Genomic DNA, 22,903 nt, shown 5'->3' with positions numbered 1-22,903 from the left:
CCTTAATCCTCCCCGAGCTTGACCGCTTGGTGAATCTGCAGCCGCGAAAGCAGCATGGCCAAAATACCGAGGCCGATGAAGAGCGTCAACGCGATGAAGCCGTAAATCAGCAGTTCATCGATTGTGCGCGAGGCGATGGCAAACGGCGGCACCTGCGCCTGCGCGTTCACGTAAATCGCAAGCGCTGGCAAAAACAGCGTGTTGCACAGCTTTCCGATCCCGATGCCGAGCAAAAAGGCGACGCCAAACGTCAGCACTTGCTCGATGGCAAGCATCCAGACCAACTCCCCGAAGGACAGACCCATCGCGCGAAATACGCCGTACTGCAGCTTTCTTGCACCCAATGTCAAAATCCAGTAAATCAAATATCCGGTGAACGTCACGAGCATGGACAGCAAAAAGCCGAGCGTAAGCGAGCCGTTCATGCCAAGGTAAAAAGCCGATGTCTTGGTTTTGATCAGCTCCTGATTGACATTCAACAGCTGGGTCACCGGAATGTTTTGTGCCGCAATCGCTTGGTACAGCGACTGGGTCGACGCTTGCGGTTCCAGTTTTACCCATACCTCATACGGTTCGAGCCACATTTTGTCCTGAATTTGCGGCAAGTTCGCGATGACCAGATACGATTCGGTCACATTGCCATAGTCATCCTTGCTCGGCTGCGGATTCCACGACGGCCAATAGTCCACGATGCCGTACACGGTGAAATCGCCGGGCCGCCCGCCTTTCCACGACAGCCGGATCGAGTCTCCCGGCTTCAGCGCCAGCTTGTCCGCGAGCGAACGGGAGATGAGCACAGCGCTCGGTTCACCCGCCAGCAAATTCAAATAATCATTGAGGTGATGCGGCATCAAGCCTGTTTTGAACCATACCGTCTCGCCGAATTCCTTCGGGTCGATCCCCATGATCTTGACGTGCTCGACCTGATCGGCGGCATGCTGTGCCACCCCCATGTCTTTTACGAACACCCGCGCAGCATGGGAGACGCCCGGCAGCTTTGTAAACGGTGCGAAAGGCGGCTCTTCGTACTTGACCACGGTTTGCTTCTCGGGCTGCACCGCATCCTCGCCCTGTCCGCCGGCGTTCGGACCGCGCACGATCAGGCGCACCGGCTGGTTGTCCCGCCAGTCCACCTTCATCCGGATGTCCGCGCCATTGCGGTACCGCAAAAGCTCCTCCATGTTTTGATTCAGCGTACGCGCCATGCTCGCGCTGTACAGCCCGACCGCAACCGTCATCACGATGAACATCATCATGAACTGATACTGCCGTGTCGAGCGCCCCACCTGCACCAATGTGGTATAGACCGCAGGCGGCCAGATTCGCTTGCCAAGCCAGAAAATGCACGTGAGCAGCCATGGGTACAGACGCAAACACAACAGGCCCGTCCCCAGTACAAACAGGACCGGAACAAAAAAGAGCAGCGCATCCACGCTTCCGGTATGCGCAGCCACGCCGTCTGCTGCCTGCTCGGGGCTGATCGCGCGCTGGTACGAGTACCAGCCATACCCGGCCACCAGCAGCAAAAACACATCGAGAAAAAATCGGTGCCAGACCGGCTGCCCTTGGGCACGAGCCACGGCTAGCTTGTGGCTGATGATATTTTGCCGCGTCGCAAGCGCCACGGGAACAAGCAAGATCACGACGCAGGCGAGAATCGTCCAAAGCGCATACAGGAAAATGTCGCCGGATAATGTCACCCGCAAGCCGGACCGGTCCACGAATTCGAGAAACCCGTTGGAGACGCCCAGCATGCGGCCGAGCTGTACACCCAAAAACGGACCGACGAGATACGCCACGCTGCCAAGCAAAACAATTTCCCACAAATAAATCGCAAAAATCTGTCGCGGACTGCCCCCGCGGCTCGCCAGCACGGCGATTTCCGTCCGCTGCCGATCGATGATCAGACGCACGACCATGACCAAATACAGCCCCAGCATGACGAAAACGGGGACGTACAGCGACCAGAGCACAAGCTCATACTGCGCCCGTTTGGCATCGTACTGCGTGATGACGCCGGATACGGGAAAACGGAAGCCAAACTCTGACTTGTCCACCCCCAGCGAAAGCGCGTCCTGCTTCATCGCCTGTTCCAGCCCTGCCAGCGCCTCCTTTTGCCCGACATCGATCTGATGATAATCGAACGCCCAGTAATACTTGACGGTGGACAAAATCGGATGTTCGGCGAGAATCCCGTCCTTGAGCGACGGATACGGCAGAAAAAAACTCGAGACAAACGTGCTCACATCCGTGAACCAGTATGGGTCGTTTCCCCCTTTTTCGTTAAACACGCCGACGATTCGGACGCGGATCTCTTTTTTCTCCGGCGTGGTCAAGACGAACTCATTGCCGAGCACCAGATTGCGTTTCTTGAGCGCAGTTTCCGTGACCAACGCTTCATAGACGCCATCCTTTGGCTGCGGTTCCGGCAGCCTGCCATCGATCAGAGCAAGGTGCTTGTCCATGTCGCGAAAAGAGGTGAGCGCCACGCTCGCGTGGGTTTCCCCTTCCTGCCGCTTCTGGTTCCGGATGAGCTGGCTTGTGAGCGGGATCGTCTGCAGCATGTCCACCTGGCTGATCGCAGGCAAATCCAGACCATCCAGATGCTCTTGCTGCGCTTTTCGTCCGAAGCTTTCGGCGAATGCGCGATTTTCCGGTTTCGCCTTGTTGAAATGCAAGGTCAGTTCGAGCCCGCCCGGATATTGCATGCTTTGCTCCTGATACGCTTCCAAATCTTTCACCAACAGCTGCTGCAACATGCCAGAGGTGAATGCCGGAATGCTTGAAACCAGCGATACCGCAATGATCATGCCCAGGAGCAGGCTTGCTGCCAGCCAGCGGTTGGCAGCCATTTTGCGGACGATCATAAACAAAAATGCCATGCGCCGCCCCTCCTATTCCATGATCACCGTTTGGCCCTCTTGCAGCCCTTTGACAATTTCCACTTTGAGCGCATTTTGTATGCCTGTCTCCACGTCGATCTCGCGTTTGCTCTTCCCATCCAGAACTTGCACAAAATGGCGACCATCGAATTCGTGCAGCGCTTTTAGCGGAATCGTCAGCGCGCCCTCATGCCGGGCCAGCTTGATTTCCAGGTCGACCGGTGTCCCCATCTCCACCTTGTCTGGCAACTTGTCGGCCGCGATGACCAGGCTGTCGCCATGCTCCTTGAACTGGGCTTCCGTCAAATCGGCGGGAATGCCGTTTGGCGCCTGGACGACCCGTCCATCCAGCTTTGTGTTGTCCTTGAGCGTTAACGATACGCGCATGCCCACCTCGATTTCCTTGAGGTACTCGGCATCCGGCGCCTTGTAGAGGACGAACAGCTTCGCAGGGTCCGCGACGGTCACGAGCGGCTGCAAGGCTTGCGGCTTATCGCCCACCGCTTCGTTGCTCACGAACGTGACCTCCCCGTCGATCGGTGAGACGAGACGGGTATCTTCATATTTCTTCTTCAATGTTTGCAACCGCATTTGTTTTTCGCTCACATTCATCTGCGCGACTTCGATCTCGTAGCGCTTTTTCTGTGTATCCTGCAGCTCGGCGACGCGGAGCTTGGCTTTCGCGACATCGAGCGCAGCCAGCTTCGTCTCGTCGACCTTGGCGTACAGCTCCGCGCGGGCCAGTTCAAGCTTTGCGCCTTCCAGCGTATACGGATCGTTCATTTGCGCCGCTTTCAGCTCGAGCTGCGCTTTTTTCAGCTCGAACTCAGCCGTTTGAATATCAAGCTCAATATCACCTGCGTCGAGGGTAGCCACAACCTGCCCCTTTTTCACATGATCGCCCACCTTCACATCGAACGATTGCAAAGGCTCGGTCGGATCGCGGAAATACAGCTCGTGCTTGACCAGGGACGTGAAGGTGCTGCTGCCTTTTATCGATTTTGCGATGGTTTCCCGCTCTACCTTTGCCACCTCGTAGCTGACAGGCGCCGGTTCCACCAGCGGAGGGGCGAGCACCGCCTCTTCCTTCGGAAAAAGCGCGCAGCCCGAAAGCAAGAGGCTGGCCGCTGCAACCGGAAGCAGCCAGCGCGCGAACCGCTCAGCGTTTGGCTTCATCGATGTTCCCTCCCTTGATCCGACCGTCTTCCAGCTCGTACACATCATCTGCCGCTTCCATGATCGCCGGGTCATGGGTCGTCATCAAAATCGTCACGCCTTCTTTGGCGATCCATTCGCGAAAAAGCGCCACGATTTTACTCCCCGTCCTGGTGTCCAGCTCCGCTGTCGGCTCATCCGCCAAAATCAGCGGCGGACGAGCAGCAAGCGCACGGGCGATCGCGCAGCGCTGCTGTTCGCCCCCTGACATCTCAAAGGGACGATGGCTGCCCCGCTTGCCGAGACCGACCAATTCCAGCGCTTCCGCCGTACGGCTCTGCCATTCGCTGCGGGCAACTCCCGCGAGCCGCAGGCCGAACTCTACATTTTCCGCTGCCGATAACAGCGGTACCAGCCCGAATGACTGAAAAATAAAGCCGATGCGCCGCCGCCGAAGCTCGGTACGTGCCGTCTCGGACATGTTTGAAAGCACTTTCTGTTCAAAATAAACCTCCCCTTCTGTCGGCCGGTCCAGACCGCCAAGCAAATTCAGCAAGGTTGTCTTGCCTGAACCTGACCTTCCCTTCAATACGAGCAGCCGGCCTTTTGGCACCTTGATACTGACATCCTGCAATGCGGTGACCGCGCCGCTGCCATTCCCGAAAACCCGCTTCACCTGCTTCGTCTCTAGCAAAAACGTCTCCATTACGATGAATCCTCCAAAAACTTTTTCTAAAAGTGTAAATATTCTTTTATTGTAAAATTAATTTTCAAGAAATTGTATAAAATATAATAAAAAATGATAAACAACAAAAAGCCATAAGGGTAGAAAGTCTCGCTTTCGGTTCCCAATTTCTTTTTATCTGCTGTACTTAAAAAATATTTCACGATCGAAAAGAAGTTGGTAGTCTGGCTAAACAGAAGTTATAATACAATTTGGAAAGATAAACGATTCATTTGGTAAAGGAAGTTGAAATTATGAAATTTGACCTATGAAATCCAAATGCTTATGATTCCATTTTAGATGAATTGCGGAGGGTAGCTTGTGGATAAGGATCTCTTTCGAAAAACATTGGAAATCTCGTCAAATGAAGATCTGTTTCAATTTGCCAAACTACTTAATCTCAGGGTCCCAGGGTTTCGAACTGTTACATTGGACACCATGAGGTTGCAGCGACCGAAACTGTTACAAGCCTTGCTTGCACCCAGAAATTTTGTGACTTACATGGAAAAAGTCAAGGAGCACGCCGAAGGCAATTCTACATACCAGGAGTATACGGCTGAGCAATTGACCGCGCAGATTCGAAACCGCTCCGATTACTTGCTACGAGTCATTGCTGTTCTGATCGCATCGAATGATCATTCGCTTCTCCAAAAAGCGCATGACATTTTTAATGAGATCGAAAAATCACCCTCCGAACGCGGGAATGAAGAGCCAAGCACGCTGGCAGTAACCGAATCTTCCAAAAATATCAATGAAGAATTGCAGCAACTCAATCTCCTCTTGTCCCAGGAACGAAAAAAATTAAAACTAGCCCAGGACAAAAACGACGAGTACAAACAAAAATTGAAAGAATTACAGAAAGAATTGGAAGACACAAAATCAAAGGCAAGACTAGACAAGAAAGAAAGCGACAAGCGGTGCAGAGACTTGGAATCGGCCCTCAAGCAGAGTGAGCAAAACAAAGAGAAGGTCATGGACGAGTTAAACCGCGCTCAACAACTGCTTAAAGAAAACGCGGCAGAAATATCACGCTTGCATGCGCTTTGCATGACGATAAAAGAGAAACCGACCGCCTCTCATCCAAATCATGACGCATTGGAAACCCGTCAAAAGGAAGCTGCTTCCCTCTCAAATGAAGCCCCGCAAAAAACAAAAGTCTTAATGATTGGAAATCCGCAAAATACCAGTATTAGGAATTGGACACGTTTTGATGTGGTGATCATTGAAAATCGTGACATTGAAACGAAATTAAATGAAGAAAGTCTGCAAGGAATCGATCAAGTCTGGCTTTTGTCCTATAAGGTGCCTGCCAGACAACAATCATTTGTGCAAAATGTTGTCCCGAAAGAGCAATTGCACACGTTCTCGAATTTTATCGAAATTCAAAAATACGTAAACTAGGAGGGCTATTCGTGACAATAAAAAACTGGGATATCGATTTGGTAGGAGTTTTGGCAGATAACGATTATGTAAGTGAAACAACCGGCAAACCATTTGCAGTGTTCGTCAATCGACAAAACAGTATCCAATTTCTAATAAAGGTCATCTCCCAAACTCCTGAGACCTTTCCGGATGTTCGCTTATTTACCTGCTATGCCTCTGAGCTTCATCGGTACGGATTTGAAGATCAGTACAACAAGAGCGATGATGAGCGTGAAGAAGCTTTACGTGATTTTTTGCGTGACAATTTATTGATTTTTCGTCCAACGCGAAAGGTGAACCTGGGCCAAAATGAAGTTTACCTGGCGAAAGAAGCTCGCTTAATTCCAAAATGGGACAGTTATCATGATAAAATCACGCTCATGCCCGTTCCTATCTTCAGTACAAAACACCACAAGCTTTCTTTCGAGGACTTCCAGACACGCTTACTGACCAAAAAATTCGTCGGTAAAATAGACTATATCTCTACAGAACCGGATGACACACCTTCTTTTGTTTTATGGAAGCATGATGATACCCGTTTTGAAGTAATAGGAGAGTTTGATAAACACCAATATGCATTTGGTGGATTTTGCTTTTCATACAAAGAGCCTTTGAAAAACATATCCGTCAGCAGCGAGTGGTTTGATAATTGCCACGAGGAGAAAGACATTATGTTTATCGAGTTGAACACATACACGCGAATATCCTCTGAACTGCACCAGGCTGGGGTTTTACAGGATACAGAAATCGGGTCAACCACTTCGGCAGCCGTTGAAATCGCCGCCACCACGATGGAATTATCTGATCCCGTGACAGAAGAAGCTGCCCAACCGCTTGCCCAGGAAGCACCGGAACCGGCAGTTCCTGCATCTGATCACCTGTCCAGCTCGGAAGAAACCAGATTTTTGGAATTATTTTATTCGATTACGCGCGATATGGGCTTGCAGTACCAGAAAAGAGACCTATTAAATTTTCACACCTCGCTTAAATCCAGTACACTGACGATTCTTGCCGGGATGAGTGGAACCGGAAAATCAAAGCTTGTGCAAGCATATAGCAGAGCATTAGGAATGGATGATTCGCAATTGAACATCATTCCCGTGCGGCCATCATGGAGCGACGACGCTGATTTGGTCGGATTTGTCGATTCATTGCATATGGTGTACCGGCCTGGTGATTCCGGCATGATCAATACGTTAATAAACGCCAAAAATGATGAAAACAAAAACAACAAGCTGTACATCATTTGCTTTGATGAAATGAATTTGGCCCGCGTCGAACACTACTTTTCACAATTTTTATCGGTTCTTGAACTGGAGCCGAGCCGCCGGATTCTCCGGCTCTATAATGACGACCTTGAAGCCAAGTTATACAATTCTGCGCAATACCCACCAACGATTCCAATCGGGGACAACGTTATCTTCGTCGGTACGGTGAACCTGGATGAAAGTACGTACCATTTCAGCGACAAAGTGTTGGACCGAGCCAATGTGATTTCGCTCGAGATTATGCCGTTTATCGGGTTAAAGGAGTTAAAGGACGAAAAGAAAAATCAGAAACGGGAGCCATATTCCCTAGACGTCTTCCGAAGCTTTAAAAGCACAGAAAACGGTTTTTCCCTCTCCGATCAGGAGGTACATCTGTTTTGGGATATTCATCAAGCCTTTCAGACAGTTAATACGAATTTGGGCGTTGGCCCAAGAATTGTAAAACAAATTGACAACTACATGAAAAACTTGCCCAAAACCTCTTATTTTACGTCAAGCGACGCACTAGACAAGCAAATCGTACAACGAATTCTCACGAAACTTAGAGGATCGGAAGAACAGCTTCAGGCATTGCTCGGCACAATCGATTTACATACTGGCAAAGTAACCGGAGGGTCACTTTTAGAAATTCTTGATCGTTATCACGATTTATCCCCTTTTACCGAGTCAAGAAAAATCATTGATCAAAAGACAAGAGAGTTGAAAATCAATGGCTATACCGTCTAGTCTCGTGCCCTTTCGTTTAGCATTTGAACAAGATCATCAGTCCGCTGAAGTACCCTTCTTTTTTGAGAATGAAAGCGGCGCCTGTCAGCAAGACGACCATTCTTTTGTCACTGTCGTAGAAAACAAGCGTTTGTATGTCCATTTTCAAGCAACCGATGTAAACGCGAAAATGTATATGGACGGGCTAGAAGTATTACCGGAAAGGTCTGTAGAATTGGATGAAAAAGGGGGAGTTTTTCTCCCTCCATCTCCTGAGCCTATTCTGCTGTTTGACTATAACGACTTTTATCCGCTCATTCCAGGAAAGTACATGATTAAGGTTCAGGTTGACTCCCGGCTTTACTATACGATTCTGATTGTACATCCAAAACAGATTAACACCTCGCAATGGGAACTGATGCGGAATGAAGTGGAAAATGAATTGCGTGGTCTTGCTCAAGATTTTATTCGCAAGAACTTGGGGATCGGATCGTCCTACATGGAAAAATTACCACCCAGGCTACTCATGCAGTTTATCTTGATAAAGAGAGCCTTTCCCGCTTTCATGGGTGCACTGTCGGACCTTTATATGAAGGTAAATTATCGGATTAAGAAGGAATATCGCTTTGTGCCTACCGAGCGGGCTAAAATGGTGGACGAGGAAACCATTCGCAATCGTTTGCGTCATCCCCAATATTTGGAATCACTCAAAGTTCCCACCCGTCAAATGAACTACGATTTACCAGAAAATCGTTGGGTAAAATACATGACACGATATATTGAACAAATCGTGAATGAATTTATGTTGTCACTAGAAAATTATCTTGCTGAATTGAAAGAAGAGATTACTAGCTTGGAACAATATGACTTTCAGGAAAACACAAAAGCTGTGATCCGTGTAAAGAAGCAGGTGAGTTCCGAATTATCCCGCTTTGTCGAGTTGGCAAAAAAAATGAAAACCGGACTATCGATGATTAAATCAGCTCCATGGTACGATCTGGTATCCAATCGAAAACCTCACTCGATTCCACACGTATTATCGAGTGACCATCGCTATCGCTCGCTGTTTTTATTATATAGAGAACTGCGCTATGAAAAATTTGAAGTTGCTCTGGATAGCTCATTTTCTTATCAATGGAAACGAACGGATAAATTGTATGAAATCTGGAGCTTTTTGCAAATCATTAAGGTCCTGACTCGAGGGCTAAATTACGAAGCCGTCTGCGGCTGGATATTCGATCTGGATTTCAGTAGCCAACGCCTGCTGATTCCCACTCTGCCCAGCGATACAAAAATTGTGTGTCGAAACGGTGATATCACATTGCATCTTGTTTACGATAGCGAAATGCCCAAGCAAAGCCATCTCACTACGATCGACAGGCATCCCTTGTATACAACCGCACTAAACAATCGGCCAGATGGACGAATTGATGTTTTTCGAGAAGAAATTTATATAGGGAGCATCATACTGGAGTTCAAATACCGGGCTCGTCGATGGATCTGGAATGACGCGAGCGTTAATGCGAAAACACGTTCGAATACGATGAGTCAACTCATTGCATACGGCAACAACTGCCGTTCTCCCTTTCTCTTTGGGGCAAGTGCCAATCCTCATTTTCACAAATATGTGAATCCGGTATCTGAAGTTTGGGTATCGTATCCTACCGAGTATGAAACGGAGAAACCCATCGCTTTTGAAGGCGACTTTCAAATACGTTTTGTCAATATTAGCCCGGGACACAGCACGGCACATATGGACAAGGAACTGTTGAATGCGATAAACAATATTATGGACCGCTACACGAACATGAACCGCTAAAGCTGAAGTAAGCTCCTCCAATCAATGAAAAACCGTGAAAAGCACCTGTTAACCGCAGCCATCGGTATACGTTAGGGACCGATCTGATGGGATTAACAGGTGCATTTTCATTTATTCAGCCCTAACTCTCGCTGGAATCCACCAACCGCACGCCACAAGGATCAACCCCGCTCACCGCTTCCGCTCCCGAAAGCATTACCTCAATAATTCCCGTCTGCCCGGACGTTACGAACGAAAGCTGTTCCAGCGGATCATCGAGCAGCTGACGCAAACGATCCGGCACGTCGACTTCTTTATGCCCCATCACCATTTGCGCGATTTCCGTTCCATCGGCCGCATCGACAGCGTCTGGACGCGTTTGCAGCTCGACCTTGAACCGATACGGGGTGTAGACGAACGTTCTGCGCTCCCCCCGCTCAACCTCCCATCCCCATGCTTCCGCCCGCGCACAAATTGCAGCGCGCGCTCCCTCGGTTACGAGAAACCCGATATGGTCAAACCGATTCTTTTTGCCAAAACCGAACGTCACATTGATCTGCCCTCTGACCATTTCAATGATGCGAAACATGACCCCTTGCTCGCGAAAATCCGCCCACGCAAGCGGCGGGTCAAAACGCTGGAAAGCGCCGTTTGCTTTTCCGGTGCGCAGTGTCACATGGAACCCACGGTCCCGGTAAAAGTTTTCCGTCTCCTCCACAGCAGGTGTCCAATGGTGATAATGGAACAATTTCACAGCCATCCCTTCCTTTCTGCAGCTCGTTACATGCCAAAAAAAGCTTCCCCTTGTATTCGCCGCAAGAAGAAGCTTTCCCTTCACCATCATTACCCGTTCCGGCGAACCGCGCGAAGCTGCTTGATCTTTTCCGCTGCGCGCTCCAGAACGACCTCGACGGAGCCACTATTATTCAAAATATCATATTCATGAATGCTGATTCGCAGAACCGGACAAGCCGTGAAGGAGTCGATCCATTTGTCGTACCGGCTGAACAAATCTTGCCAATATTGCGTTGGCGTCTGCTGCTCCATCGGACGGCCACGCTCATGGACGCGATCGATGATTTCGTCAAAGCTGCCTTCCAAATAAATCAACAGATCAGGATGCGGGAAGTATGGCGTCATCACCATCGCCTCGAACAGCTGGGTATACGTCTGATAGTCATCCTCGCTCATCCGGCCTTGCTCATACAGCATTTTGGCAAAAATCCCGGTATCCTCATAAATCGAGCGATCCTGGACGAAGCCACCGCCATATTCAAACATGCGCTTCTGCTCCTTGAAGCGTTCCGCCAGAAAATAGATTTGCAAATGAAAGCTCCAACGGGCAAAATCGTCATAGAAGCGTTCCAAATACGGATTCCCGTCTACTTTTTCCACAGAGACGCGGAAGCCGAGCAGATCGGCCAAAGCGCGGGTGAAAGTGGATTTGCCCACCCCCACCGTACCGCCGACGGTGATGACGGCATCATGAGGAATTCCGTACTTTTCACGAATAAGACTTTTTTGAAACGTTGCCATAACAGTCACTAACCCCTTATCAGCTGAAGTTGTTCCTTCATTTTTCCCATTACGTGGGCAAGGTCTTGCGGGCGGTGCACGTAATCAAGCGCATCGCAATCGATTGTCAATACCGGCGTGTCGGGATGGCGCAGCTGGAACTCGCGGAAAAACTCATCATAATCGGCAATGAGCTGCTCCATGTATTCACGCTTGATGTTGCGCTCGATATCGCGGCCGCGCATGGCGATCCGATTCATCACCGTATCAATGCTGGCAGACAAATAGACGACCAGATGGGATTGCGGCATGTCCTGTGTCAGAATATCATAGATTTGCAAAAACTTCGGCAGGTTTCGGTTGCCAAGCGTCCGTTTGGCAAAAATCGTATTCTTGAAAATGTTGTAATCAGAGACGACAGAGATTCCTTTGTGCAAGTATTGCTCATGGATGTCCTGCAGCTGTTTGTACCGGTTGCACAAGAAAAACATTTCCAGCTGGAAGCTCCATTCCGCAATATTTTCGTAAAACTTGCCAAGAAACGGATTTTCGTAGACAATTTCCTCCAGAAGTTGAAATCCGCACTCCTGGCTGATCGCATGCGACAACGAAGTTTTGCCGACCCCGATCGGCCCTTCGACGGTGATGAAAACGGAATCCATGTACCTTGTGTTCCCCCTCTATTCGTAACAAAAACCGAAGTATTATTGTACCACGCTTGTATTTTTTTGTCGAAACCGTCTTAATTCTTAAATTCCGATGTGTTATTATGGGATTATGACTTTTCACACAAACGCGACTACATATCGAGGAAGGAGTGGTTGGACATGCATATCGTTTCAAATATGGGCGAATTGATCGGGCAAACCCCTGTCGTTCGGCTGCAGCGTGTCGTTACCGAAGAGATGGCGGACGTCTATGTAAAATTGGAAAAATATAACCCGAGCGGCAGTGTGAAGGATCGGGCCGCCTATGAAATGATTCGCCAGGCGGAGGCGTTGGGGGAATTGAAGCCGGGGGCGACGATCATCGAGCCGACCAGCGGAAACACCGGAATCGGTTTGGCGATGACCGCTGCCGTGAAGGGGTACAAAGCCATCATTGTCATGCCGGACACGATGACGAAAGAGCGGATTCATATTTTGCAGGCGTACGGAGCGGAAGTCGTGCTGACGCCTGGCGACCAGAAGATGCCGGGCTCGATCCGCAAAGCGCAAGAGCTGCTGGCGCAAATCCCGAACAGCTTCATGCCGATGCAGTTCCGCAACCGCTTCAATCCGGACGCACACCGCCGTTCCACCGCACTGGAAATTTTGCAGCAGATGGATGGAGCGCTCGACGGATTTGTCGCGACGGCCGGCACAGGCGGCACGATCACCGGTACGGGCGAAGCGCTGCGCGAGCATTTGCCGAATTTGTTTATCGCAGTCGTCGAGCCTGCGAGTTCTCCTGTTCTGTCCGGCGGCGAGCCTGGCCCGCACAAAGTGGTCGGCACGAGCCCCGGTTTCATTCCGGAAATTTTGAACGTAAACATTTACGACGAAATCATCCAGATTACCGATGAGCAAGCATTGGAAACGACGCGCGAGCTTGCCCGCAAGGAAGCGATTCTGGTCGGACCTTCTTCCGGTGCGTCGGTCTATGCGGCGATGCTGCTTGCAGCCAAAATGGGGCCGGGCAAAAAAGTGCTCGCCGTGTGCGCAGACTCCGGCGAGCGGTACCTTTCCATGGGCGGCTTGTTCAATTAAGCATAAGCGTGTCCTCTCCCAACACATGCTCGATATGGTGGACATCGAATTCGAGCTGTTGAAGCTGTTCTTTCAGCATGTGTTCGCTGCCGAAATCGCCCACCTGCATGGCGAGCCGGATGACATCGCGATAGCGGGCGATAATCTCCTGATAGGCGCGCATGTCACCCATCAGCATCGTGCGCAAATCAAACATGCCTTCTTCCTCCACTGGAAACAACGCCATCTCCTGCTGCTTGCGCGGCGTGGAGATGGGGTATGCGGCCAGTACCGTCACCCGTTCCGCGAGCTGGTCGCCGTGCGCGAGCAAATGCGCGGCAAGCTCATCGAGCAATAGATGCAGGTCGCGGAAATCGGGTCCCTCTACCACCCAATGATGCTTTTTCACTTGATGAAACAGCGTATACACGCTGGCGAGCAGCACATTGAGCGCATCGCTCACCTGCTTCGCGTACATCGGTTCGATCCGCACCGGATTTTCCTTGATCTCACCCAGCTTGTGCAAGAGCATCGGCTTGTGCACCGTTCTCATTTTCACCATATCCTTTCCGTGAATCGTTCTTGCTGTAGTGTTGACTCAAGTGAAATATTCGATGCGCGCCTCGGGAAACAGCCGCCCGATCTCGCCTCGCAGATGCGCGTGCAGCGCCTTGGCTTGTCCATCCGGATACACGTACTTGCCCTTCCCGTACTTGCCCCATTTGTATTTTCGCTCTTCCTCGTTCATCACAAGCTTCGTTTTCGGATACCGCTCGAGGATCACCTTTTTGGCGATCTTGGTAAACCGATGCTGGATCAACTCAAATGTCAAATCGTTCGTCCCTGCCGTATCCAGCTGGTTTTTGAGCCGCTCCAGCAAGTCCGTATACCCTTTTTCCCAGCCTTCAAACCAATACAGCGGCGCCACGATGAATCCGAGCGGATACCCTGCCCGTGCGACTTTTCCCGCAGCCTCGATCCGCTGGTCAAAAGTCGATGTGCCCGGCTCAAAGTTTTTGATCACATAATCGGCGTTCACGCTGAAGCGAAACCGGGTATGTCCGTTATGCTTCGCATCCAGAAGCGAATCCACATGGTGAAACTTGGTGACGAACCGCAGCCGGCCATGCTCTTGACCACCCATGAATTCGATCGTTCGCTTCAAATTGCCGGTGATGTGCTCGATCCCGACCGGATCGGACGTGCAGGCCGCTTCAAACCGGGTGATTTCCGGCAGCCGTTCCTCGATGTACGCGCGGGCTTGGGCAAAAATTTCGTCCGTGTTGACATATACGCGTAGATAAGGCTTGCTTCCGATATTCGTATTCAAATAACAGTAATGGCAATGGGCGGCGCATCCGGTCGCAAGCGGAATCGCATACTCGGCCGATGGCTTGGATTGCTCGAATTTCATCGTTTTGCGCACGCCCACGACCAATGTTCGCTTGGCATTGCGGTATTTCTCCAAATCGGTCTCGCCAGGAATGCCGCGCACCTGGTTGTGGCTCGTCGTCATGCTGATCGGCAAGCCTTCCGCCTGGTATCGGGCATACAGCTCCTTTCCCAGCGGATAATTGAGTGCATCCGGCTCGAAAAAAACAGAGTCCGGCACGAACATGCGATCGTTTGCCAGCACGCTTGGTCGCTCCAACACCGTCGTTGTCATCGCCATCCCTCCTGCCGCTAGTATGGGCGTCCGGGCGGTCACAGATTCTTGCGGAAGCGTGTCAAGAGTTCCCTTGCCGCACCCTCTTGCGTCTTGGGGACCTGCAGCAAGTAATAGGCGGATGTTTGCTTGCGGCTTCGCTGCAAGCGGACGCGAATGCCGTTATTCTCCAGATAGGTGCGGCAATCTTGTGCCACGCGCGGCAGTCCAAACGATTCGTGAATGGTCACCCAATTTGTCCACAATCCTCCTCCATCCCTTCTGCACAATTGTCACCATATCGTAAGCAATCAAGGGCGGAAAGGTTCTTCCGAAAACGGGCCGATGCGGTATACTATCCTATGAATAAGCCCATTTTTTCGGGCGGAAAGGCGGAATCGCACGTGACGTATCGCATCCTGCAATTATTTACGATTTTGCTGCCGACCATGCTGATCGGGGGTTTTGAGTATATTCGCCACGAGCTTTTGATGCCTTATATGTCGATGGAAACCGGCAACCTGCTCATCACGCTTTTGACATTCGTACTTTCCTTTCTGTTTTCGCTGGTCGTTTTCAAAACAATCCGCAAAATGAACGATCGCCTGGTTGCGGAACGCTCGCATCGCGCGGTCTATGAGGAGCGGGAGCGGCTGGCCCGCGAGCTGCACGACGGCATGGCCCAAACGCTGTTTTACCTCAACATCACCATCAAGCGCAACCAGCTTGACGAGGCGCGCGAAGCGGTCGCAGCGCTGGACAATCATGTCCGCCAGGCGATTTTCAACCTGCGGACATTGCCGGAGGAAGGCACTACCCTGCGCAACCGGCTGGAAATCTGGCTCGCACAATGGAGCACGCTGACCGGCCTTGGCGTCTCAAGCAGATTCGACATGCCGGATTCGCTGTTTACGCCGCGTGAAGAAATCCAGCTGTTTGCCATCATTCAGGAGGCGTTCACCAACATCCGCAAGCATGCGCAGGCAAACCGCGTCTCGCTGCAAATTGACGAAGGGCCAACGCCCGGGAGCTGGCAGCTGACCATCGAGGACGATGGCATCGGAATCATCGATACCGTGCCGCAGCCTGGCCATTACGGACTGAAAATGATGCAGGAGCGCGCCGCCGAAATTCGCGCCGCCTTCTCCATCACCCGCCATGAGCGAGGCACGCGTCTGACGCTTGTATCCAACGGAACTGGAGGGAACCGAAAATGACGACAACCTACCGCGTCGTGATCGCCGACGATCATCCGATGGCGCGCCTTGCCATCCGCAGCCTGCTCGCCGATGATGACGCTTTCGAACTGATCGGCGAGGCGGCCGACGGCGAGGAAGCCTACCATCTGTGCGGAAACCTGCAGCCTGACCTGGTTCTGCTCGACATCAACATGCCCAAGTGGAACGGCCTCATCGCAACCCGTGAAATCAAGAAAAACTACCCGCATATCAAGGTAGTCATCCTGAGTGTGTCCGACGATGTCGGCGATTTGTTTACCGCCATCCAATACGGCGCACAAGGCTATTTGTTGAAAAATCTGGAGCCGGACGATTGGGTCAGCTACCTGCACGCCCTGCTTGAGGAAGACTCGGAGGTGTCGCGCGAAATGGCTTCCCGCTTGATGAACCATTTCCGCAAAGAGCCTGTTCCCGACGAACCGACCCCAGGGGTGCTGACGCCGCGCGAGCGTGAAATCGTCATCCGTGTCGGCCTTGGCGATACGAACCGTGAAATCAGCGAGCATCTGTTTATCGCAGAAAACACCGTCAAAAACCATTTAAAAAATATTCTCGACAAACTTGGCCTGGCCAACCGTGTGCAATTGGCCGCGTATGCGACCCGCCATCAGTTGAAGTAGCCGCAATTAACCGCTTACATTTTCATCAAAATGAAATTGCGGCGGTTTTTGACGGAAAAACTTGGTCAAATAAGCGAGGTACCCGATCCCGACGACGTTCCAAACCAGCCCCAGCATCAGTGCGTGCATGTCCATATTGGCCCACAGCAGCATGAGAAAGCACAGCGCGATCAGCGGACTGACCAAATACATCAGTATCCCTTTGAACGTATTCATTTTGCGCTGACGGTAGTAATAGACGATCACGGACAAATTCACGAAGCTAAACGCGATGTATGCCCCAAAGCTGAAGAACGAAATCGCGGTCTCATAGGAAAGAAAGACGGCCGTCAGCGAAAAGAGACCGGTCAGAAGCACATTCCAAACGGGCACGCCCGTACGCGGATGCACATAGCCAAAGATTCGCTTCGGAATCACATCGTCGCGCCCCATCGCAAACAACAGACGCGAGGTGCTAAGCTGGGCAGCGATTCCCCCCACGAGATTGCCCGTAACCGTGATGGCGATAAAAATGGAGGCGAACAGCATCCCGCCCAGCTTTTGGGCGATTTCGGACGACGCGGCATCCGGATCGTTGAAAACCGAGACGTCCGGGAAAAGCAGCTGCATGAAATACGTGATCGTGGTGTACAGCAAGCCGAGAAAAATCGTCTGGATGATCATCGCGCGCGGAATCGTCCTGGTCGGCTGTATCGCTTCCTCAGACAGCGTGCTGAGCGCGTCAAAGCCGATCAGCGTGTAACAAAGGATGATCGAACCGGACAAGATAGAATTCATCGTGAGATTGGCCGAATAAAACGGCGCGAGCGAAAAGCTGGTGGAGCCCCCTGCCAGCTCGCGGATCAGCAAAGCGACGAACACGACGCAAATGATCATTTGAAAGACCACGAAAATGGCGTTAAAGGAAATCGTCACTTTGACAGAAAAAATGTTGGCGATCGTAAAAAATGCAATCGACAGGACGATCCACAGCCAGCCCGGCACGTCCGGAAAAAACGAGGACAAGTAAATTTCCGCAGCCAATGCATACAGCATCGGCAAAAACAAATAATCGCAAAGCGCTGCCCAGCCGACGATGAAGCCGACGCCCGGATTAAATGTTTGCTGGGCATACGTGTACGCCGAGCCGGCGCGCGGAAACACTTTGACCATATGCGTATAGCTGAACACCGTGAACAAGATCGCGCACATGCTAAACAGGTAGGAAATCGGCACATGTCCCCCGGTTGCGCCGGAAGCGATCCCGTACGTATCAAAAACCGTGGTGGGGACCATCAGCGACAGCCCCAACGCGAATACGTGCCACAGCTTTAGTTTTCTTTGCAATCCCGTTTGATTGTCCAAATTCTCTCACCCCCGGCCGTCTCGTTTACAAAGCCCCGAGTGCTTTTAGCACCAGGCCGTGGAAATGATGCACGCCATGCTCGCTGATGGAGCTGCGCAGCTGATCGACCACGTACCGTCCATCCACATAGCCGCGCGAATGGAGCCCCCGCTGTACGCTTTCCACCAGCTCGATATCTTCAGGGGTCAAAATTTTATCCTGGTACTCGATATTCGCCCAGCCCTCTTCCGTCGGTTCTTTTTGCAAATAATAAAATTCCAGATGCTCGATCGTTTGTTCCGGTCCATCCGGAATCATATACATCATGATCAAGCCCGGTTCACCCGGCATGATGTCGAGGGCGAGCGTCGGCCACAGCCAATACGAGGCATACGTCTCCACCGCATCCTTCCCTTCCCCCACCGCCAGATCGCAGCCGAGCCGCTGTTTGCCTGTTCCGGTCTGCTTAATGTGGTAATCGAACGTCTCCACACGGTAGTTGGACATGTCGACCAGTTCCACCAGCTGCGGATGAGCGATGACGCAGTGGTGGCATTCCAGGTAATTGTCAACGACATTTTTCCAGTTCGCCTTGATGGTGTACGAGGTGCGGTGCGCAAGCGTCAGCCGGTCGAGTTCAGGCACGCGACCGCGAATCTCTTCTTCGAGACCGGGCATCATCTGGCGCAGCGGTACTGCGTGCGGGTCCAGATTGATAAACAGGAAGTTGAAGAATACTTCTAGTTTCACCGGACGCAAGCATGCTTCCTGCTCATTGAAATTTTTCAATTGGCGGACAGCGCGGCCGTTGTGGAACTTGCCGTCGAGCTGGAACGTCCACGCATGGTACGGACAGGAAAAAATCGCCTTGTTCCCTTCTCCGCTCGCCAGCTCATGACCGCGATGCGGACACACGTTATAAAACGCGCGGATGACATCATCCTTGCCTTTTGCGATCAAAATGCTCTGATCCAAAATCATCGTCGTAAAGTAATCGCCTGGCTTCGCTACTTTTTCCTGATGCCCGACACAGATCCAGTTTTTGAAAAAAATCGCCTCGCGTTCCTCCGCCAATACGTCCGGGCTCGTGTAATACATATTGGGTAACGTATACGAACGCTCGACATCCTCCTGATAGCGATGAGCCCATTTTGTGTTCTGGCTTGTCATACTCCTCATCTCCTCGTCTTGGTTTCGCTGCTCACGAGAAGCAAAGTGCAAAAACAATGCCAAAGATTCAGGCACGATTTTTTTCATTTGGAGGGATGTTTTGCAGCCCCTCCATCGAGTCACGACAGACTCACCCGAGTTACCGCAGACTCATGTCCAGCAAATTGACAACTGTACTGTCCAGACGGTATACTTCATTTACGAACAATTTGGAAAATGAAGGACTGAAGGCTCATGAAGGCATCCCCCAAATCAACGGTTCCTACACGACAGGCCATTCTCGAAGCGGCCTATCTTCTGGTGCAGACGGAAGGGATCGGCCGTTTGACGCTGGATGCTGTCGCGGCATATGCATCCGTCAGCAAAGGCGGTCTGTTGTACCACTTCCCGTCGAAAGAAGCATTGATCAAAGGCATGATCGATCATTTATTCGATCGCTATCATTGTGAAATGGAAGCCGGCGTTCCGGCGGAAGGAGATTCACCGGGGCAATGGTCGCGCTCGTATGTCCGGGCGACGTTTCGCAGTGAGGAGCAAGAATTGAAAATCAGCGCCGGCTTGCTTGCAGCACTCGTCAACAATCCGGTTTTGCTGCAGCCTGTACGCGATTATTATCAAGAGTGGCAGTCGCGGATGGAAAACGACGGCATCGACCCTGCCATCGCCACCATTTGCCGGCTTGCTGCGGATGGGTTATGGTTCGCCGAAATGTTCGGGCTCGCTCCACTGGAAAAAAATGAGCTGCGCGAACGCGTGGAACAAACGCTGCTTCGCCTGTCTACGGAGGGAAAACCATGAATTATCTCTTTTTGCTGCTGGCGATCTTGACAGAGATTGTAGCGACGACTTCCTTGAAGCTGTCGGATGGCTTTACCCGTTTGGCCCCGAGCATCGTGGTCGTCATCGGGTACGCAGTCTCGTTCTATCTGCTATCGCTGTCGCTTCGCGGCTTGCCGCTCGGCACCGCCTATGCGATCTGGTCGGGGCTCGGAACCGCCTTGACCGTGGTCGTAGGCATCATTTTATGGCAGGAGTCGATCAGCCCGCTTCGCATCATCGGCATCCTGACGATCATCGCGGGTGTCGTGCTGCTGAAGCTGGCCGACAGCCCTGCGTCCCAAACCATGTCACAATAATGGCTGCACGAATTGCGGGGGGGGGAATTGCCGTCATGGATTTGTCAAAACATCTGCTCACTTCCGATTCCTGTCCCGAGCCTGGCAGATCAGGGATGGTCATGCACAGCTCTGCCATGAAGCAAGTTTTGCGGCTTTGTGAAAAAATCGCCTCGTATGATTCGACCGTGCTTTTGCAAGGTGAGACCGGCACCGGCAAAAGCGCGCTGGCCGGTCTGATCCACGGCATGAGCCGACGGTCCCGGCAGCCGTTTCTTACGATCAATTGCGCCTCCATTCCGGAAAATTTGCTGGAAGCGGAGCTTTTCGGGTATTCGCCCGGCGCGTTCACCGGCGCGTTGAAGCAAGGAAAAATCGGTCTGATTGAGGCCGCGCATCAGGGGACGCTGTTTCTCGATGAGATCGGGGAAATGCCCTTGCATATGCAGGCGAAGCTTTTGCACGTCATACAGGATCAGGAGTTTTTGCCGTTGGGGCAAGTGGAAAGCAAGAAAGTGGACGTTCGGATCATTGCCGCCACCAACTGCAATTTGCAAAAGATGGTCCAGCAAAAGAAATTTCGCGAAGATTTGTATTATCGTCTCCATGTGATCGACCTGAAAGTGCCGCCGCTGCGCGAGCGTATGGACGACATCGAGCCGCTTGTCGCACATTTCATCCGAAAGCACAACGAACGGCTGGGCGGCAGCCATCGCGTTGCACCGGACGCCTTGCAACTGCTGAAGCGATACCGTTGGCCAGGAAACATCCGCCAGCTGGAAAACGTGCTGGAAAAGTTGATCATCACGACCGACGGCCTGATTACCGCTGCCGACCTGCCTGACGAGATTCGCCTCGGCGCGAGTGCAGCGCAGCCCCCTTCCCCGCTTCCTTCTCTTTCCGTCGCATTGGAGGAGCTGGAAAAGCAGTTGATCAGCCAATCCTACGATCGGTTCAAAAGTTCGCGCAAAGTGGCTGAATATTTAAAAATCAGTCAATCCAAAGCGTCCCGTCTGATCCGAAAATATTGCGATGTGATTGCGGATGAGGCGTAACCCCCAAAAAAAGCAGCGATCGCGCCATGTTGCAAGCAATCGCTGCTTCTTCTCGTTCAATCAGATTCTGGTCTGTTCATCGCTGGACCGTGTTTTCATGCAATTCGCTTGCGAGGGTTGAAAGCGATCCTATGGTCGAGGCGATTTCCTGTATGGCGTTAAGAATGACATCGAGATCATGTTTATTTGCTGCAAACATGTCCATGTAGTTATCCATTTCCATGCTCGTTGCTGTCAGACCCGTTTTTACTTCATTCACCTCCTGGGTTGTTTCCAGCGTTGCCTGCTTCATTGTTGACAGGTTGTCCACGATTTCATCCATGGTCGCCGAGCTTTCCCCGATCAGCAACTTGATGTCATGGTTCGTTTTCTTCGTTTCCTCCGCCAGCTTGCGCACCTCTGTCGCAACCACCGAAAACCCTCTTCCGTGCTCCCCTGCCCGCGCTGCTTCAATGGAAGCGTTCAGCGCAAGCAAGTTCGTTTGGTTGGCAATCGTCTCAATATCTTTTGACATCGTAATGACCCTGGCCATTACCTGTGAAAGCTCATTCACCTTTTCCACGGATTTCTTTACATTTTCCTTTAATGCCACCATCTTTTGTTCCATTACTTTAATTTTGTCCAGGCTGTATGCCGTGAGGTTGCGTAAGTTTTTGCTGCTTTTCATTGTCATTTCGGTATCTGTGATCAGTTTCAACGTTTTTTCTGTCGTGGCTTCAGACGCCGATTCGGTATGCTGAACGGCTGATTTGATCTGTTGGCTGATACTGATCAGTTCTTTTTGAACGGACAGCTGTTTTTCATGCATCTCTTCAATCCTTTGAATGCGTTCCTGTAAATATTGTGAAATGACGATTTGAGCGTCCAGATTACAAAACCCCGTCACAGCTAAGAGTACCGATTCCAGTCGTTCGGGCTGATTCGCCAACTGCTTAACAAGCATCGGGATTACATAAGAAAAGATGGTTTGATACGTTGCCAAAAACCACTCAACAGGCAACGATGCTTGATTGTGTGTACGCCCGATTCTTTTACGAAATTCCAAATAATCCTGATCCAGCGATCCAGTAAACAAGGAATCGACGTATTGCAGAAAGACTCCCTTCAACCGCTCCCTCGAAGAATGAGCGGTTGCAATTTTCTTGAGCGTATCTGTCTGGTAAAGACGATTGAGAATGGAATCGAAAATCTCGTCAGCGGCCTCCATCACTTGTGGCTTCACCATTTGCAAAGACTTCTGATGGGATTCGTCGATTTGCATAAAGGCGAGAATCTCCGCCAGCTTCTTGTCAGCGAGCTTCAGTTCGGCACCATGTTCCATCCGAGGTTCCTGTACAACCTCTGTCGAATTTTTCCGAAATAGCGATAAAAACGTGCTCATGCTTCATCCCCCATGTTATGCTCGGTTATGTAATCGATTTCGAGATTATACTGGAAAATATTTGATCGTTCTGGTATTCTCAAAATAACACCTTGTATAATCTTTGTCAATTTTTTGTATAACGTTTGAATGACATTCGTTGCTGTTCATTTTTCCGGG

The 22,903-nt window shown here is 51.2% G+C and carries 21 protein-coding genes; 9 read left to right on the top strand and 12 right to left on the bottom strand.

Annotation, left to right across the window (positions count from 1 at the left end; genetic code table 11):
* Nucleotides 1-2 precede the first annotated feature (2 nt).
* The 3 genes from ACTID9_RS11425 to ACTID9_RS11415 are packed head-to-tail and all read right to left on the bottom strand — an operon-like array spanning nt 3 to nt 4,743.
* Nucleotides 3-2,882: an ABC transporter permease gene (locus ACTID9_RS11425; RefSeq protein WP_441071364.1), complete on the bottom strand. Its 2,880-nt coding sequence runs from the start codon at nt 2,880-2,882 to the stop codon at nt 3-5.
* A gap of 12 nt (nt 2,883-2,894) precedes the next feature.
* On the bottom strand, nt 2,895-4,058 hold the full coding sequence (locus ACTID9_RS11420; RefSeq protein WP_441071363.1) for an efflux RND transporter periplasmic adaptor subunit: 1,164 nt from the start codon (nt 4,056-4,058) through the stop codon (nt 2,895-2,897).
* Complete coding sequence (locus tag ACTID9_RS11415; protein WP_441071362.1) at nt 4,042-4,743, bottom strand: ABC transporter ATP-binding protein; 702 nt, start codon at nt 4,741-4,743, stop codon at nt 4,042-4,044. Before ACTID9_RS11415 ends, ACTID9_RS11420 begins: the two co-directional genes overlap by 17 nt.
* Nucleotides 4,744-5,082: 339 nt before the next feature.
* Here ACTID9_RS11415 and ACTID9_RS11410 point away from each other — a divergent pair, with 339 nt between their 5' ends.
* Genes ACTID9_RS11410 through ACTID9_RS11400 form a run of 3 tightly spaced genes read left to right on the top strand, consistent with a single transcriptional unit; the run spans nt 5,083 to nt 9,975 of the window.
* The gene (locus ACTID9_RS11410) at nt 5,083-6,162 is read left to right on the top strand and encodes a hypothetical protein (protein ID WP_441071361.1); all 1,080 of its coding nucleotides are present in this window, start codon (nt 5,083-5,085) and stop codon (nt 6,160-6,162) included.
* An 11-nt stretch (nt 6,163-6,173) separates the two neighbouring features.
* Entirely contained in the window at nt 6,174-8,177 is a 2,004-nt protein-coding gene (locus tag ACTID9_RS11405; RefSeq protein ID WP_441071360.1) for an McrB family protein, read from the top strand.
* Nucleotides 8,161-9,975: a DUF2357 domain-containing protein gene (locus tag ACTID9_RS11400; protein ID WP_441071359.1), complete on the top strand. Its 1,815-nt coding sequence runs from the start codon at nt 8,161-8,163 to the stop codon at nt 9,973-9,975. The genes ACTID9_RS11405 and ACTID9_RS11400 overlap by 17 nt, the downstream gene beginning before the upstream one ends.
* 121 nt (nt 9,976-10,096) lie before the next feature.
* Here the strand turns inward: ACTID9_RS11400 and ACTID9_RS11395 are convergent, their stop codons facing one another.
* From ACTID9_RS11395 to ACTID9_RS11385, 3 genes are all read right to left on the bottom strand, one after another.
* Nucleotides 10,097-10,708 carry a hypothetical protein gene (locus tag ACTID9_RS11395; protein ID WP_441071358.1) on the bottom strand — a complete coding sequence of 204 codons (612 nt, stop codon included), beginning with the start codon at nt 10,706-10,708 and terminating at the stop codon, nt 10,097-10,099.
* Between the two features lie 89 nt (nt 10,709-10,797).
* Entirely contained in the window at nt 10,798-11,490 is a 693-nt protein-coding gene (locus ACTID9_RS11390; RefSeq protein WP_441071357.1) for a deoxynucleoside kinase, read from the bottom strand.
* Nucleotides 11,491-11,498: 8 nt separating this feature from the next.
* A complete protein-coding gene (locus ACTID9_RS11385; protein WP_441071356.1) occupies nt 11,499-12,131 on the bottom strand; it encodes a deoxynucleoside kinase in 633 nt (210 codons plus the stop codon).
* Between the two features lie 165 nt (nt 12,132-12,296).
* Between ACTID9_RS11385 and cysK the strand changes: the two genes are divergently transcribed.
* The gene (cysK, locus tag ACTID9_RS11380; RefSeq protein ID WP_441071355.1) at nt 12,297-13,217 is read left to right on the top strand and encodes a cysteine synthase A; all 921 of its coding nucleotides are present in this window, start codon (nt 12,297-12,299) and stop codon (nt 13,215-13,217) included.
* On the opposite strand, the gene dpsA is transcribed toward cysK, so the two are convergent.
* From dpsA to ACTID9_RS11365, 3 genes are read right to left on the bottom strand one after another with little or no spacing between them, the layout of a single operon-like run.
* Nucleotides 13,210-13,749: a DNA starvation/stationary phase protection protein DpsA gene (gene dpsA / locus ACTID9_RS11375; protein WP_441071354.1), complete on the bottom strand. Its 540-nt coding sequence runs from the start codon at nt 13,747-13,749 to the stop codon at nt 13,210-13,212. The genes cysK and dpsA overlap by 8 nt on opposite strands.
* A 45-nt stretch (nt 13,750-13,794) precedes the next feature.
* Nucleotides 13,795-14,862, bottom strand: coding sequence for a spore photoproduct lyase (splB, locus tag ACTID9_RS11370; protein ID WP_441071353.1), 1,068 nt, complete (start codon nt 14,860-14,862; stop codon nt 13,795-13,797).
* Between the two features lie 38 nt (nt 14,863-14,900).
* On the bottom strand, nt 14,901-15,107 hold the full coding sequence (locus tag ACTID9_RS11365) for a hypothetical protein (protein ID WP_441071352.1): 207 nt from the start codon (nt 15,105-15,107) through the stop codon (nt 14,901-14,903).
* Between the two features lie 138 nt (nt 15,108-15,245).
* Between ACTID9_RS11365 and ACTID9_RS11360 the strand changes: the two genes are divergently transcribed.
* Nucleotides 15,246-16,058 (top strand): sensor histidine kinase, encoded by an 813-nt coding sequence (locus ACTID9_RS11360; RefSeq protein ID WP_441071351.1) that lies wholly within the window; start codon nt 15,246-15,248, stop codon nt 16,056-16,058.
* Nucleotides 16,055-16,699, top strand: a complete 645-nt coding sequence (locus ACTID9_RS11355; RefSeq protein ID WP_441071350.1) for a response regulator — start codon at nt 16,055-16,057, stop codon at nt 16,697-16,699. The genes ACTID9_RS11360 and ACTID9_RS11355 overlap by 4 nt, the downstream gene beginning before the upstream one ends.
* 6 nt (nt 16,700-16,705) lie before the next feature.
* Here the strand turns inward: ACTID9_RS11355 and ACTID9_RS11350 are convergent, their stop codons facing one another.
* Entirely contained in the window at nt 16,706-18,043 is a 1,338-nt protein-coding gene (locus ACTID9_RS11350; RefSeq protein WP_441071349.1) for an APC family permease, read from the bottom strand.
* A 25-nt stretch (nt 18,044-18,068) separates the two neighbouring features.
* Entirely contained in the window at nt 18,069-19,193 is a 1,125-nt protein-coding gene (locus ACTID9_RS11345; RefSeq protein WP_441071348.1) for an aromatic ring-hydroxylating oxygenase subunit alpha, read from the bottom strand.
* Nucleotides 19,194-19,427: 234 nt separating this feature from the next.
* Between ACTID9_RS11345 and ACTID9_RS11340 the strand changes: the two genes are divergently transcribed.
* From ACTID9_RS11340 to ACTID9_RS11330, 3 genes are read left to right on the top strand one after another with little or no spacing between them, the layout of a single operon-like run.
* Entirely contained in the window at nt 19,428-19,991 is a 564-nt protein-coding gene (locus ACTID9_RS11340; protein ID WP_441071347.1) for a TetR/AcrR family transcriptional regulator, read from the top strand.
* Nucleotides 19,988-20,329 carry a DMT family transporter gene (locus ACTID9_RS11335; RefSeq protein WP_441071346.1) on the top strand — a complete coding sequence of 114 codons (342 nt, stop codon included), beginning with the start codon at nt 19,988-19,990 and terminating at the stop codon, nt 20,327-20,329. The genes ACTID9_RS11340 and ACTID9_RS11335 overlap by 4 nt, the downstream gene beginning before the upstream one ends.
* 35 nt (nt 20,330-20,364) lie before the next feature.
* Nucleotides 20,365-21,363, top strand: a complete 999-nt coding sequence (locus tag ACTID9_RS11330; RefSeq protein ID WP_441071345.1) for a sigma-54 interaction domain-containing protein — start codon at nt 20,365-20,367, stop codon at nt 21,361-21,363.
* Nucleotides 21,364-21,439: 76 nt separating this feature from the next.
* Here the strand turns inward: ACTID9_RS11330 and ACTID9_RS11325 are convergent, their stop codons facing one another.
* Nucleotides 21,440-22,744 carry a protoglobin domain-containing protein gene (locus ACTID9_RS11325; RefSeq protein ID WP_441071344.1) on the bottom strand — a complete coding sequence of 435 codons (1,305 nt, stop codon included), beginning with the start codon at nt 22,742-22,744 and terminating at the stop codon, nt 21,440-21,442.
* Between the last annotated feature and the right edge of the window lie 159 nt (nt 22,745-22,903).

This window comes from Brevibacillus fluminis (assembly GCF_052072235.1).
Classification (GTDB): Bacteria; Bacillota; Bacilli; order Brevibacillales; family Brevibacillaceae; genus Brevibacillus_D; species Brevibacillus_D fluminis_A.
The sequence above is the reverse complement of the archived record's forward strand: the minus strand, read 5'-3'. Positions and strand labels throughout refer to the sequence as shown.

Coding starts and splice junctions, on each gene's coding strand:
- ACTID9_RS11425 (WP_441071364.1), bottom strand. CDS start 2,882: ATGGCATTTTTGTTTATGATCGTCCGCAAAATGGCTGCCAACCGCTGG.
- ACTID9_RS11420 (WP_441071363.1), bottom strand. CDS start 4,058: ATGAAGCCAAACGCTGAGCGGTTCGCGCGCTGGCTGCTTCCGGTTGCA.
- ACTID9_RS11415 (WP_441071362.1), bottom strand. CDS start 4,743: ATGGAGACGTTTTTGCTAGAGACGAAGCAGGTGAAGCGGGTTTTCGGG.
- ACTID9_RS11400 (WP_441071359.1), top strand. CDS start 8,161: ATGGCTATACCGTCTAGTCTCGTGCCCTTTCGTTTAGCATTTGAACAA.
- ACTID9_RS11390 (WP_441071357.1), bottom strand. CDS start 11,490: ATGGCAACGTTTCAAAAAAGTCTTATTCGTGAAAAGTACGGAATTCCT.
- ACTID9_RS11385 (WP_441071356.1), bottom strand. CDS start 12,131: ATGGATTCCGTTTTCATCACCGTCGAAGGGCCGATCGGGGTCGGCAAA.
- cysK (WP_441071355.1), top strand. CDS start 12,297: ATGCATATCGTTTCAAATATGGGCGAATTGATCGGGCAAACCCCTGTC.
- dpsA (WP_441071354.1), bottom strand. CDS start 13,749: ATGAGAACGGTGCACAAGCCGATGCTCTTGCACAAGCTGGGTGAGATC.
- splB (WP_441071353.1), bottom strand. CDS start 14,862: ATGACAACGACGGTGTTGGAGCGACCAAGCGTGCTGGCAAACGATCGC.
- ACTID9_RS11355 (WP_441071350.1), top strand. CDS start 16,055: ATGACGACAACCTACCGCGTCGTGATCGCCGACGATCATCCGATGGCG.
- ACTID9_RS11345 (WP_441071348.1), bottom strand. CDS start 19,193: ATGACAAGCCAGAACACAAAATGGGCTCATCGCTATCAGGAGGATGTC.
- ACTID9_RS11340 (WP_441071347.1), top strand. CDS start 19,428: ATGAAGGCATCCCCCAAATCAACGGTTCCTACACGACAGGCCATTCTC.
- ACTID9_RS11335 (WP_441071346.1), top strand. CDS start 19,988: ATGAATTATCTCTTTTTGCTGCTGGCGATCTTGACAGAGATTGTAGCG.
- ACTID9_RS11330 (WP_441071345.1), top strand. CDS start 20,365: ATGGATTTGTCAAAACATCTGCTCACTTCCGATTCCTGTCCCGAGCCT.
- ACTID9_RS11325 (WP_441071344.1), bottom strand. CDS start 22,744: ATGAGCACGTTTTTATCGCTATTTCGGAAAAATTCGACAGAGGTTGTA.